This window comes from Methylobacterium komagatae, assembly GCF_042661665.1.
GTDB classification, from domain to species: Bacteria; Pseudomonadota; Alphaproteobacteria; order Rhizobiales; family Beijerinckiaceae; genus Methylobacterium; species Methylobacterium komagatae.
The window spans coordinates 593,318-604,924 of record NZ_JBHSWN010000001.1; the positions used below are offsets into that span (position 1 = coordinate 593,318).

Sequence of the window (11,607 nt, forward strand, 5' to 3'; positions counted from 1 at the left end):
GAAGCGGGGAAATGAGCGATGTCCGCCTAAGGGCGGGCTATCGCCATCCGCGCGAGCCTATAAGAAACGACCGAGGGGGCGATGCCCGTGATGGCGTCGTCGAAGAGACCCAGAGCCCGGAAGCTCGGGCCCTAAGAGGACAACGCCATGCGCATCATTCTGCTCGGACCGCCCGGCGCGGGGAAGGGCACGCAATCCGAGCGGATCGTCAAGCGGTACGGCATCCCCCGCTCTCGACGGGCGACATGCTGCGCGCCGCCGTGGCGGCCGGCACGCCGGTCGGTCTGAAGGCCAAGGCCGTGATGGAATCCGGCGGGCTGGTCTCCGATGAGATCGTCGTCGGCATCGTCGCCGACCGGATCGAGCAGGCGGACGCCAAGCCCGGCTTCATCCTTGATGGCTTCCCGCGCACCGTGGCCCAGGCCGAGGCGCTCGGCACCATGCTCAAGGGCAAGGGGCTGGACCTCTCCGCCGTGGTTGAGCTGAAGGTCGATGAGGACGCCCTGGTCGGCCGCATCGCCAACCGCGCCGCCGAGGCGCAGGCGCGCGGCGAGGCCGTGCGCAAGGACGACACCCCCGAGGTGTTCAAGCAGCGCCTGGAAGCCTACCGCGCCCAGACCGCGCCGCTCTCGGCCTATTACGACAAGCTCGGCATGCTGAAGACCGTCGATGGCATGAAGCCGATCGATTCTGTGACCGAGGATCTCATGGCGATCCTCGAGCCGCACCGGGAGCGGATCGCCTCCTGAGGCGTTGGCCGGTTCATCCGAGGGGCGTTCGCCATGAGGCGGGCGCCCCTTTTTCGTTCGGAAGGCCCGATGAAGACCCGTCTCGCCGTCGTGTTCGCCATTGCCTGTGTGGGCGCCCTGCCCCAGGCAGCCACCGCCCAGAGCCCCGCTCAATCCTTTGTCTACGGACAGAAGCAATTCCGGAATGCCTGTCGGCCACCCCTGAAATTCGCGGCGGGCGCCTGTGTGCGGCGCTGCCCGGCGGGCTACCGCGATGAGGGCCGGACCTGCCGCCTTTCGAATCAGCGGATGCGATAGAGCTCTCAGCCCCTTCGGCGGGCGGCTTCGGCCTCGCGAGTCGGGCCGAAGAAGTTCGTGATATCCATCGGCAGCGAGCGGCGGCCGAATCGGCGCATCGGATGCCCGTCCAGGGTGCCGACGCGCAGCTCGATCATCGCGGTGAGCGGATTGTAGCGAAACGCCATCCGCTCGCCGCCGAAGGCCGCCCACAGGACACCGCCTGCGCCATCATCCGCATCACGTAGGCTGACACTACCGGGCTCGGCCAAGGACAGGATACCGCCAGTCACCGCGAGGATGACGGGCACGACCTCTTCGGCATTGTCCTCGGCACAACGGATCACTGCCAGGGCGTAGGCCCTTAGGGTGTCGCCGCAATCGTCCGGCCGCGCCATGGGTTTTCGCTCCATCGTGATTGACAGGGCCGCCAGCCCGGAGTAGCAGACCCCCCTTCGTCCAACCGAACGATGGTCCGAGGTGCCCTGAACAGGGGCTGCCCACGGGCCGCGTCGTCGTTGCACGCGCGCATGGGCCGGCCTCCACCGGACGCGCGCCAAACCAGAGCCCGGCCTCGCCGGGCCTCACATGGAGTTAGACTGTGGCCCGTATCGCAGGCGTCAACATCCCGACCGCTAAGCGCGTCGTTATTGCGCTTCAGTATATTCACGGCATCGGCGCCAAGAAGGCTGAGGAGATCACCGGCAAGGTCGGTATCCCCGCCGAGCGTCGCGTCAACGAACTGACCGACGCCGAGGTTCTCCAGATCCGCGAAACCATCGACCGCGACTACCTCGTCGAGGGCGATCTGCGCCGCGAAGTCTCGATGAACATCAAGCGCCTGATGGACCTGGGCTGCTACCGTGGCCTCCGTCACCGCAAGCAGCTGCCGGTGCGTGGCCAGCGGACTCACACCAACGCCCGCACCCGCAAGGGTAAGGCGAAGCCGATCGCCGGCAAGAAGAAGTAATTTCTTCGGTTTGGGAGGCCGCGCTCCGCTCGGCCTCTCTTCCGTCGAGTCGGATGTCCCTTGAGGCATCCGGCCGGTCGCGACAGCCCTGCAAGGGCTTGCGGCCATGTCTCAAAAGAATCCCGAGCGCCTGGTGTTACGGGCGTGCTTGAAGGAAGAGTGGAAGTCAGATGGCCAAGGAACCGCAACGCGTTCGTCGTCGTGAACGCAAGAACATCGTGTCGGGCGTCGCCCATGTGAACGCCTCGTTCAACAACACGATGATCACCATCACCGACGCCCAGGGCAACACGATCTCGTGGTCCTCCGCTGGTGCGATGGGCTTCAAGGGCTCGCGCAAGTCGACGCCGTATGCCGCTCAGGTTGCCGCTGAAGACGCCGCCCGCAAGGCCGGCGAGCATGGCATGCGCACCCTCGAGGTCGAGGTGTCCGGTCCCGGCTCCGGCCGTGAGTCGGCGCTGCGCGCCCTCCAGGCCGCGGGCTTCACCGTGACCTCGATCCGCGACGTCACCTCGATCCCGCACAACGGCTGCCGCCCGCGCAAGCGTCGTCGCGTTTAATCGAACCGGGATTGGCGAACAGGGAGAAACTTATGGCGGGATCGAAGCCACTGCCTGGCGTGCTGCGTTGGAACCTCGGCGATCTTACGGTCACCGCGCTCAACGACGGCTGGTTCCAGGCGAGCCTCGATCTCGTGACGGGCATCGGCAAGGACGAGGCCGCGCGCCTACAGCGCGACGGCTTCCGCACCGAACAGCCGAAGATCACCCTGAACGCGTTCCTGATCACCGGGGCCGGCCGCAAGCCGGTCCTAGTCGATACCGGTTACGGCGCCCTGGCGCCGGTCGAGACGATGGGACGCCTGGGCAGCGCCCTGGCGACCACCGGCGTCAAGCCGGAGGATGTCGAGACGGTGCTCATTACGCACCTGCATCCGGACCATTGCGGCGGCCTCGCGGCCGACGGCAAGGCCGTCTATCCGAATGCCGAGATCGTCGTGCATGCTGATGAGGCGGCTCACTGGCTTCCCGACGAGGCGCTGTCCAAGGCGCCCCAGGAGGCCAAGGGCTATTTCGAGGGCGCTCGCAACGCGGTGGCCCCCTATGCCGGCCGGATGCGCGAGCATCGCGGCGGCGAGGTGCTTCCGGGCATCGAAGCGGTTCATCTCCCCGGTCACACGCCGGGGCATTGTGGTTTCCGCGTGTCGTCGGGTTCCGAGTCGCTGCTGATCTGGACCGATGTGGTTCATCTGCCGGCGATCCAGTTCAAGAACCCGGATGCGGGCGTCGGCTTCGATGTCGATGGCGAGCAGGCCCGGCAGACGCGCAAGACGATCATGGATCAGGCGGCGGCGGAGCGTAGCTTCATCGCCGGTTGTCACCTGGAATTCCCCGCCTTCGGCTACGTGGATCGTGACGGAGCGGGCTACAGCTTCGTCCCGGCCCTCTGGGTCGGCGGCGAGTAGAGTTTTCGATTTTTGAGACCGGGCGGTGTGCCAGGGGGCGCCTCCACCCGGCCGGAACGCGGGATCCGGATCATGCGGACCCGCGAGGCGTGAGAGGTAGGACCGTGGTCATTCAGAAGAATTGGCAGGAACTCATCAAGCCGAACAAGCTGCAGGTTTCGACCGGCGACGACCCCAAGCGGATCGCGACGGTCGTCGCCGAGCCGCTCGAGCGCGGCTTCGGCACCACCCTGGGCAACGCCCTGCGGCGCGTTCTGCTGTCGTCCCTCCAGGGCGCGGCGGTGACGTCGGTGCAGATCGACGGCGTTCTGCACGAGTTCTCGTCCATCCCGGGCGTGCGCGAGGACGTGACCGACATCGTCCTGAACATCAAGACGATCGCCATCCGCTCGCAGACCGACGCCCCCAAGCGCATGACCCTGCGCAAGACCGGCCCCGGCACGGTGACGGCGGGCGATATTGGCACGGTTGGCGACATCCAGATCCTGAACCCCGACCTCGTCATCTGCACGCTCGATGACGGCGCCGAGATCCGCATGGAGTTCACGGTTTCCACGGGCAAGGGCTACGTCCCGGCCGAGCGGAACCGCCCGGAGGACGCGCCGATCGGCCTGATCCCGGTCGACTCCCTGTTCTCCCCGGTGACCAAGGTCAGCTACCGCGTCGAGACCACCCGCGAGGGCCAGGATCTCGACAAGGACAAGCTGACCATGACGGTCGAGACCAACGGCGCGGTGAGCCCCGAAGATGCGCTGGCCTATGCCGCCCGCATCATTCAGGACCAGCTCCAGGTGTTCGTGAACTTCGAGGATCCGCGCAAGGAAGAGGCCGCGCCGCTCACGCCGCAGCTGCCCTTCAACCCGGCGCTCCTCAAGAAGGTGGACGAGCCGGGCTGTCGGTCCGTTCGGCGAACTGCCTGAAGAACGACAACATCGTCTACATCGGCGACCTCATTCAGAAGTCGGAGGGCGAGATGCTGCGCACCCCGAACTTCGGCCGCAAGTCGCTGAATGAGATCAAGGAAGTGCTGGCCGGCATGGGTCTGCACCTCGGTATGGATGTCCCCGGCTGGCCGCCGGAGAACATCGAGGACCTCGCCAAGCGCTTCGAAGAGCATTACTGAGCGCGGCAACGAATAGCGGAGTGGGAGCGGGCGGGCCGAAGGGCTCCCCGCTCTTTCTTCGCTCAACAGGCGGCCGACCCGTGGCACGGCGGTCGCAAGCAACAGGAGAGCCACCATGCGTCACGGTTATCGCGGTCGTCGTTTCAACCGCACCGCCGAGCATCGCCAAGCGATGTTCGCCAACATGTCCGCCGCGCTCATCAAGCACGAGCAGATCATCACCACCCTGCCGAAGGCCAAGGATCTGCGTCCGGTCGTCGAGAAGCTGATCACGCTGGCCCGCACCGACAGCGTGCATACCCGCCGCCTCGCCATGTCGAAGCTGCGCGACGCCGATATGGTCAAGAAGCTCTTCTCGGTGCTCGGCCCGCGCTACCAGGGTCGTCCGGGTGGCTACTGCCGCATCATGAAGGCCGGCTTCCGCCAGGGCGACAACGCCCCGCTCGCCGTGATCGAGTTCGTGGATCGCGACGTCGATGCCCGCGGCAAGGATTCCGGCCCGTCGCAGGTTGCCGACGCCGCCTGAGGCATTCGCCACTTAAGAAAAAAGGCCGTCCCGGTTCGCCCGGGGCGGCCTTTTTCGTTGGAGGATGTCACAGGCTACAGCCGTCCTTGCGAGCGGAGCGAAGCAATCCAGGGAAACGCCATATCCTGACGCGGCCCGCTGCCCTGGGTTGCTTCACTGCGTTTGCAATGACGGGTGGCGGTCAATCCGCCATCGTCTTCTTCACGGTCTCGACAAGCTGCTTCAGGCTGAAGGGCTTCGGCAGGAAGTTGAAAGCCTCGCCTTCCGGCAGGTTCTTGCGGAAGGCGTCCTCGGCATAACCGGAGACGAAGATCACCTTCAGATGCGGCTGATGCTTACGCACCTCCCGCAGCAGGGACGGCCCATCCATTTCGGGCATAACGACGTCGGACACCACGAGATCGATCGGCTGGTCGCCATCGCGGACGATGGCCAAAGCTTCGAGACCGGAAGCGGCTTCCAGCACGGTGTAGCCACGGGCCGAGAGGGCGCGACTGTTGACGGCGCGGACGGGATCCTCGTCCTCCACGAGGAGGATGGTGCCCTGGCCGGTATGGTCGGTCGCGGGACGGCGCGGGGCGGGTGCCGCCTCGGCAGGCTTAGCGGAGGACGTCGCTGCGGCAGGCGTGGCGCCAATTTCGGCCTTCGCGTCCGGGCTGGCAGCGACCGGCGCCTCGACCGGCAGCACTTCCGGCGCGGGGATGTGCCGAGGCAGATAGATCTTGAAGGCCGTGCCCTGCCCCAGCGTCGATTGCACGTCGATGGTGCCGCCCGATTGCTTGACGATGCCGAACACCGTCGAGAGGCCGAGACCGGTGCCTTTGCCGATCTCCTTCGTGGTGAAGAACGGCTCGAAGATCTTCTCCATCAATTCGGCCGGGATGCCCTGGCCGGTGTCGCAGACCTCGATCAGCACGTGATCGCCGGGGGCGGGCCGCCACGTCCGTCGGTCGCCGCCTTGGGACCCGGATCGACCACGTTCTCGGTGCGGATCGTCAGTTTGCCGCCATCCGGCATCGCGTCGCGGGCATTGACCGCGAGGTTCACGATCACCTGCTCGAACTGGTTCACATCGGCCTTTACCGGCCACACGTCGCGACCGTGCTTCAGCTCAAGCGCGACACGCTCGCCGAGCAGACGCTTCAGCAGGAGCGTCAGCTCCGACAGGCTCTCGCCGACATTCATCACCTCCGGCCGCAGGGTCTGGCGGCGTGAGAACGCCAGGAGTTGGCGGACGAGGCCCGCCGCCCGGTTGGCGTTCTGCTTGATCTGCATGATGTCCTGGAAGGCCGGATCGTTCGGCCTGTGGCTCGCCAGGAGCAGGTCGGAATAACCGATGATCGCCTGCAGGACGTTGTTGAAGTCGTGCGCGATGCCGCCGGCGAGTTGGCCGACTGCGTTCATCTTCTGCGCTTGAGCGACCTGCTGCTCCAGCTCGACGCTGGGCCGTGGTGTCGAGGGCGTAGAGAATCACCCGCTCGGCCTCGTCGGCCTGCTCGCCCTCCGCGCCGCCATCCGCGGGGCTGAGCCACAGCCGGGCCGAGCGTCCGCCCGGCCCCTGCAACTGCACCTCGATAGGCTCGGCCTCGGTGATGCCGCTGGCGGCCCGGTTCAGTCCGGCTTCGAGGGCGGTCCGGTCGAGGACCGAATCGGCGAGGTTCGGCTCGGCGCGGGTGCCGCCCTCCCCGTCCAGCTCGGCCTCGTTGGGCGAGAGCGGCGCCGTGCCGAATAGGCGCGTAAAGGAGGCGTTGGCGCGAGCGATCCGGCCCGAGCGGTCCAGTGTCGCGATGGCGATCGGCGAGTTGTTGAGGAAGCGGGCGAGGCGCACCTCGGCGGCGCGCTGCGGCTCGTCCGCATCGGCCCCGGCCGAGCGGTTGATGACGAACGTGCGCGAGGCGCCGGGCTTACCGTCCTTGCCGAACGCGACCCGGTGATAGAGCCGCACAGGCACCGTGTGGCCGTTGCGGCGGCGTAGGTCGAGATCGAACCGGTCGGTGCGGACTTCGCCGGGGAAACCGGCCGTGCGCATCAGGACGTCGGCGCTGGTGGCGATCTCATCGAGATGCAGCCCGCCCGAGCCGACGCTGGCGAGGTCGTAGCCGAGCCATGCCGCCAGAGTGGCATTCATGTAGACGATCGTGCCCGCCGGATTGATCGACAGGAAGCCTGCCGGGGCGTGATCGAGATAATCGATGGCGTGCTGCAATTCCTGGAAGACGTTTTCCTGCCGCTCGCGTTCGGCGGTGACGTCGGCCACGGTCCAGAGAGCAGCGGCACGGCGCGGACGCGGCAGGGGCCGCACCGACACCCGGTACCAGCCGAAATCGCGCTCGCCCGTCAGTCCGGCCATCTGCCCGAGCGGCGGCGCCATGCGCACCTCCTCGGTATGCGGACGCCCGTCCCGTGAGGCCTGCGACAGGCGGTAGACCGCCTCCGACACTTCGGGCGAGCCGACGAAGATCCTCTCCACGGGGGCGAGGTTGGTGAAGCTGTCGCCACCCGCGAGCCGCAAGTAGGCGGCGTTGGCGTAGATCAGGCGCCCGCCATCCTCGACCACCAGAGCCCCATCGGGCGCTCCATCGACGATACCGCGGGTGATGTCGTCCCGGGCGCTGCTGCCGGAGAGTTGGATCGCGCCGATCGCCAGGGCGAACAGGAAGAAGACGCCGGCCATGGCCAGCAGCGCCAGAAGCCACACGATGAGGGCCTGAGCCTGCTCGTTGGCGACGAAGGACAGGCCGATCGCTGCGCCGACCAGGAGACCCGCGAGCATCAGCAGCAGGCCGACCCGGCCGGGCTGCTCCGACCGGTCGATCGAGGCGTTGACCGGGCTCTGCACGGCCAGGGCCTCGGCCTGCGGATCCGGCCTTGCCGGGTCTGCCTTCAATATCGGGGCCGGGGATCCGGTCACGTCGGCCATCAGGGTCTTTCCAGAAACGGGCTCCGGTTTGGCCCGCGGCCCGCCCCACGGCAAGGGGCCTCGGACCTTGGGCGGTACCAAGCCCTTCGAGAGCGTCGCGCAAAATGGTGGAGGAAGGGTAGCTTCTCCCTCACGCGGCGCGGCGCCGGAGGCGCATGACGAAGCCGATCACCTCGGCCACCGCCCGGTAATGCTCGGCCGGGATCTCCCGGTCGATCTCGACGGTAGCGTGCAGCGCGCGAGCCAGCGGCGGGTTCTCGACGATGGCGACGTCATGCGCCTTGGCGACCTCGCGGATGCGCAAGGCGAGCGCGTCGACGCCCTTGGCGACGCAGACCGGTGCGGCCATGCCCTGCTCGTAGCGGAGCGCCACGGCGTAGTGGGTGGGGTTGGTGACGATGACGGTGGCGGTGGGTACGGCGGCCATCATGCGCTTCCGGGCGCGAGCCATGCGCAATTGCTTGAGCTTCCCCTTGATCTCGGGGTTGCCCTCCGATTCCTTCATTTCCTGCTTGATCTCTTCCTTCGACATGCGAAGCCGACCCCGCCAGCGCAGGCGCGCATACAGGTAATCCGCCCCCGCGATGGTGATGTGGACGGCGAGCATCCCCGCCAGCAGCTTGAGGCTGAGCGACAGAACCGCCGGAAGGCAGGCACCGGGATCGAGCCGGGCGAAAACTTCCAGCCGGTCGCGGTCGCGCCATAGGATCGCGCCGCCAACGACGCCGACAGCGATCATCTTGGCGAGGCCCTTGCCGAACTGGAACAGCGCCTCCACCCCGAAGAGGCGCTTCAGCCCCGCCATAGGTGAGATGCGCTCGAATTTCGGCATCAGCGCCTCGGCGTTGAACACCGGGGGATGCTGGAGATAGCCCGCCGCGACGCCCGCTACGACGGCGAGGCCCACCGGCACCGCGACCGCCTGCAGCCAGATCAGCAGGCTGCTGCGCATCGCGCCGGCCATGGCCGTAGGGTCGTCCGGCACCTGATGGGCGTTGGCGAGGAACGCCGTGAGGCTGTGCATCAGGCTCGAGGCGATGCTCGGCGCGGCCACGACCAGCGCCAGGGTGAAGGCGCCGAGGATCGCAAAGGTGTTGATCTCGATGCTCTTGGCGACGTCGCCGCGCTCGATCGCCTGCTCGATCCGCCGTTGGGTCGGCTCTTCGGTCTTGTCTTCCTGCTCCGCGCCCTCGGCCATGGCTCAGGGCCTCCCGGCACGAGTCAGCGGCCGACGAACTCTCCGAGATAGCGGCCGAGATCGTCGATGAAGACGCCCATCATCACGCCGAGCGACCCGGCCAGGATCAGCATGCCGATCAGCACGGAGGCGGGCACCGCCAGGAAGAACACCTGCAATTGCGGCATCAGCCGCGACAGCACGCCGAGCCCGAGATTGAACAGGATGCCGAAGGCGATAAACGGCCCGGAGATCTGCACGGCGAGGGTGAAACCCCGCGCGACGGCCCTCACCGCCAGCATCAGCGCATCGCCGAAGGCCGGTACACCGTCCGGCGGCAGCACCTGATAGCTGCGTGCGATCCCCGCAATGGCGAGGTGATGTAAGTCCGCAGCGAAGATCAGCGTGATGCCGAGCAGAGACAGGAAATTGCCCACCGCGGCCGATTGCCCGCCCTGTGTCGGGTCCACGGTCATGGCGTAGGACAGGCCGAGCTGCTGCGAGATAACGAGCCCCGCCGTCTGCAACGCGGCGAGCACCATCCGCACGGTCAGGCCGATGACGAGGCCGATGATCGTCTCTCCGAACAGGAGCGCGATCAGCCGAGGCCCGGCGATCCCCTCCGTGCCCCCGAGCAGCGGGCGCACCATGGGATAGAGCACCAGCGACACGAGCAACGCGAAGGCGAGCCGCAGGCGCGGCGACACGGTCTGCTCGCCCACGCCCGGCATGAGCATGATCAGCGTGCCGACGCGCGCGAAAACCAGGAGATAAGCCGAGGCGACGCCCGGCAGGAGGAGGTTCATACGCCTCCGTATAGCGCAACCGGAGCGCCATCACCCGCCCGCCGCGATCCGCGCGGCGATACGGGTCATGTAGCCGGCCATGGCGTCGCCCATGAACGGGAGCATCAGAAGCAGGGTCGCGAAAACGGCGACGATCTTCGGCACGTAGATCAGCGTCTGCTCCTGGATCTGCGTCAGCGCCTGCACGAGCGACACGACGAGACCGACAAACAGGGCGACGAGCATCAGCGGCCCGGCCACCTTCAGGAACACGAAGATGCCGTCGCGGGCGACGTCGAGGATGGCGAGACCGGTCATCGATGGGTTTCCGTCGTCAGATCTGCATGCGCATGATTTCCTCGTAGGCCGAGATCATGCGGTCGCGGACGGCGACCATGGTTTGAAGGGCCGTCTCGCTTTCGGCGACGGCGGTGACGACATCGACCACGTTGGCCTTGCCCGAGGCTGCGGAGACCGCTTGGACATCGGCCCGGCGGCCCGCATCGCCGACGCCGTCCAGGGCTTGGCCCAGGAGCCCGGCGAAGCCCTCGCTCGGGGATGTCGTCGGCTGGACACGCGGCGCGGGGCGCCCGGAGGACAGACCCTGAACGGCGGCGTAGGCACCCGCCGCGAAGTTGCTGGAAGCCATGGCGCAGCCCCTACTTCAGAAGCGCGATGGTCTGGGCGATCATCTTGCGCGTCCCCGTGACCATGTTCAGGTTGGCCTCGTAGCTGCGCTGGGCCTCGCGCATGTCCATGTTCTCGATGAGCGGGTTCACGTTCGGCATCGCGACGTCGCCCTTGGCATCGGCCACGGGGTTGCCGGGGTCGTGCTTGACGCGGAAGGCGGTGGAGTCCCGTCGCACCCGTCCGGTCTCGACGACGCTGGCGCCGGTCTCGCGGTCGAGATGCGTCTTGAAGGTCGGAATCTTTCGGCGATAGGGCTCGGCGCCCTTCGTGGCCGGGGCGGAATCCGCGTTGGCGATGTTCTCCGCGATGATGCGCATGCGGCCGGACTGGGCCTTGAGGCCGGATGTCGCCGCCGCCAGGGATTTCGTGAATTCCACCGCCCGCCCCCTTTGCTAGTCTTGCTGCGCGTTCAAGAAGCCGATCTCAGCTTTTGCCGATGGCGATCTTCAGGGTGGTCAGGCTGTGCTGGTAGAGCGAGGCGGCGAGCTGGTAATCCGTCTGGATATCGCCCGCCTTCATCATCTCGTCCTCGAGATTGACGCCGTTGCCGCTCGGCCGGATCTCGAAATCCTTCACCTTCCTCGGGTCGGCTCCCGCCGCCGAGGGCTGGCCGATGGGCGCCATGTGACCCGCCGCCGTCAGGGCAAGGCTGGGCGAGGTCGAGGCGGCGCGGCCCGTCTCCTTGTCGAAGCGCAGTTCCGCGAGGTCCCGTGGCTTGAAGCCGGGCGTATCGGCGTTGGCGACGTTCTCGGCGATGACGGTCTGACGCGCCTGGTTCCACTGCATCCGGGTGCGCAGCATCGCCAGCATGGGCAGGTCGGTGATGGCCATGGCCCCCTCCGGCGGAACCCGGCACGCCCGGGCTCGGCAAAAACTGCCGCGTGCATGGTTAATGCCTCGTTAAAGGTGAGGCCGTCGGATCTCAC

General features: G+C 67.2%; 13 protein-coding genes and 2 pseudogenes. 7 read left to right on the top strand and 8 right to left on the bottom strand.

Going from position 1 to position 11,607, the window contains the following annotated elements; genetic code table 11:
- The first annotated feature begins 11 nt into the window (after positions 1–11).
- Together ACFQE0_RS02960 and ACFQE0_RS02965 are read left to right on the top strand one after the other, a co-directional pair.
- On the top strand, positions 12–749 hold the full coding sequence (locus tag ACFQE0_RS02960) for an adenylate kinase (RefSeq protein ID WP_378966905.1): 738 nt from the start codon (positions 12–14) through the stop codon (positions 747–749).
- Between the two features lie 69 nt (positions 750–818).
- Positions 819–1,046, top strand: a complete 228-nt coding sequence (locus ACFQE0_RS02965) for a hypothetical protein (RefSeq protein WP_378966908.1) — start codon at positions 819–821, stop codon at positions 1,044–1,046.
- A 5-nt stretch (positions 1,047–1,051) separates the two neighbouring features.
- Here ACFQE0_RS02965 and ACFQE0_RS02970 read toward each other — a convergent pair whose 3' ends face one another.
- Positions 1,052–1,423 carry a hypothetical protein gene (locus tag ACFQE0_RS02970; RefSeq protein ID WP_378966910.1) on the bottom strand — a complete coding sequence of 124 codons (372 nt, stop codon included), beginning with the start codon at positions 1,421–1,423 and terminating at the stop codon, positions 1,052–1,054.
- Between the two features lie 203 nt (positions 1,424–1,626).
- Between ACFQE0_RS02970 and rpsM the strand changes: the two genes are divergently transcribed.
- The 5 genes and pseudogenes from rpsM to rplQ all read left to right on the top strand — a co-directional run bounded on the left by rpsM (position 1,627) and on the right by rplQ (position 5,109).
- Entirely contained in the window at positions 1,627–1,995 is a 369-nt protein-coding gene (gene rpsM / locus ACFQE0_RS02975; protein WP_378966912.1) for a 30S ribosomal protein S13, read from the top strand.
- Positions 1,996–2,165: 170 nt separating this feature from the next.
- A complete protein-coding gene (gene rpsK / locus ACFQE0_RS02980; protein WP_378966915.1) occupies positions 2,166–2,555 on the top strand; it encodes a 30S ribosomal protein S11 in 390 nt (129 codons plus the stop codon).
- 32 nt (positions 2,556–2,587) lie between these two features.
- Positions 2,588–3,460 (top strand): MBL fold metallo-hydrolase, encoded by an 873-nt coding sequence (locus tag ACFQE0_RS02985; protein ID WP_378966917.1) that lies wholly within the window; start codon positions 2,588–2,590, stop codon positions 3,458–3,460.
- A gap of 89 nt (positions 3,461–3,549) precedes the next feature.
- Positions 3,550–4,583 (top strand): annotated as a pseudogene (locus tag ACFQE0_RS02990) (DNA-directed RNA polymerase subunit alpha).
- Positions 4,584–4,698: 115 nt separating this feature from the next.
- Positions 4,699–5,109, top strand: a complete 411-nt coding sequence (rplQ, locus tag ACFQE0_RS02995) for a 50S ribosomal protein L17 (protein WP_378966920.1) — start codon at positions 4,699–4,701, stop codon at positions 5,107–5,109.
- Between the two features lie 181 nt (positions 5,110–5,290).
- Here the strand turns inward: rplQ and cckA are convergent.
- From cckA to flgB, 7 genes and pseudogenes are all read right to left on the bottom strand, one after another.
- Positions 5,291–8,029, bottom strand: a pseudogene (gene cckA / locus ACFQE0_RS03000) (cell cycle histidine kinase CckA).
- Positions 8,030–8,159: 130 nt separating this feature from the next.
- Positions 8,160–9,227 (bottom strand): flagellar biosynthesis protein FlhB, encoded by a 1,068-nt coding sequence (gene flhB, locus ACFQE0_RS03005; protein WP_378966922.1) that lies wholly within the window; start codon positions 9,225–9,227, stop codon positions 8,160–8,162.
- Between the two features lie 23 nt (positions 9,228–9,250).
- Positions 9,251–10,012 (bottom strand): flagellar biosynthetic protein FliR, encoded by a 762-nt coding sequence (gene fliR, locus ACFQE0_RS03010; protein ID WP_378966924.1) that lies wholly within the window; start codon positions 10,010–10,012, stop codon positions 9,251–9,253.
- A gap of 30 nt (positions 10,013–10,042) precedes the next feature.
- Positions 10,043–10,309, bottom strand: a complete 267-nt coding sequence (gene fliQ, locus ACFQE0_RS03015) for a flagellar biosynthesis protein FliQ (protein WP_238248936.1) — start codon at positions 10,307–10,309, stop codon at positions 10,043–10,045.
- 16 nt (positions 10,310–10,325) lie between these two features.
- Positions 10,326–10,640 (bottom strand): flagellar hook-basal body complex protein FliE, encoded by a 315-nt coding sequence (gene fliE / locus ACFQE0_RS03020; protein WP_378966928.1) that lies wholly within the window; start codon positions 10,638–10,640, stop codon positions 10,326–10,328.
- A gap of 10 nt (positions 10,641–10,650) precedes the next feature.
- Entirely contained in the window at positions 10,651–11,058 is a 408-nt protein-coding gene (gene flgC / locus ACFQE0_RS03025; protein ID WP_378966930.1) for a flagellar basal body rod protein FlgC, read from the bottom strand.
- Between the two features lie 46 nt (positions 11,059–11,104).
- Complete coding sequence (flgB, locus tag ACFQE0_RS03030) at positions 11,105–11,512, bottom strand: flagellar basal body rod protein FlgB (RefSeq protein ID WP_378966932.1); 408 nt, start codon at positions 11,510–11,512, stop codon at positions 11,105–11,107.
- Between the last annotated feature and the right edge of the window lie 95 nt (positions 11,513–11,607).

What these genes read in the sequence shown, in the direction of transcription:
- ACFQE0_RS02960 (WP_378966905.1), top strand. Translation starts at nt 12, where the DNA reads ATGAGCGATGTCCGCCTAAGGGCGGGCTATCGCCATCCGCGCGAGCCT.
- ACFQE0_RS02965 (WP_378966908.1), top strand. Translation starts at nt 819, where the DNA reads ATGAAGACCCGTCTCGCCGTCGTGTTCGCCATTGCCTGTGTGGGCGCC.
- ACFQE0_RS02970 (WP_378966910.1), bottom strand. Translation starts at nt 1,423, where the DNA reads ATGGCGCGGCCGGACGATTGCGGCGACACCCTAAGGGCCTACGCCCTG.
- rpsK (WP_378966915.1), top strand. Translation starts at nt 2,166, where the DNA reads ATGGCCAAGGAACCGCAACGCGTTCGTCGTCGTGAACGCAAGAACATC.
- ACFQE0_RS02985 (WP_378966917.1), top strand. Translation starts at nt 2,588, where the DNA reads ATGGCGGGATCGAAGCCACTGCCTGGCGTGCTGCGTTGGAACCTCGGC.
- rplQ (WP_378966920.1), top strand. Translation starts at nt 4,699, where the DNA reads ATGCGTCACGGTTATCGCGGTCGTCGTTTCAACCGCACCGCCGAGCAT.
- flhB (WP_378966922.1), bottom strand. Translation starts at nt 9,227, where the DNA reads ATGGCCGAGGGCGCGGAGCAGGAAGACAAGACCGAAGAGCCGACCCAA.
- fliR (WP_378966924.1), bottom strand. Translation starts at nt 10,012, where the DNA reads ATGAACCTCCTCCTGCCGGGCGTCGCCTCGGCTTATCTCCTGGTTTTC.
- fliQ (WP_238248936.1), bottom strand. Translation starts at nt 10,309, where the DNA reads ATGACCGGTCTCGCCATCCTCGACGTCGCCCGCGACGGCATCTTCGTG.
- fliE (WP_378966928.1), bottom strand. Translation starts at nt 10,640, where the DNA reads ATGGCTTCCAGCAACTTCGCGGCGGGTGCCTACGCCGCCGTTCAGGGT.
- flgB (WP_378966932.1), bottom strand. Translation starts at nt 11,512, where the DNA reads ATGGCCATCACCGACCTGCCCATGCTGGCGATGCTGCGCACCCGGATG.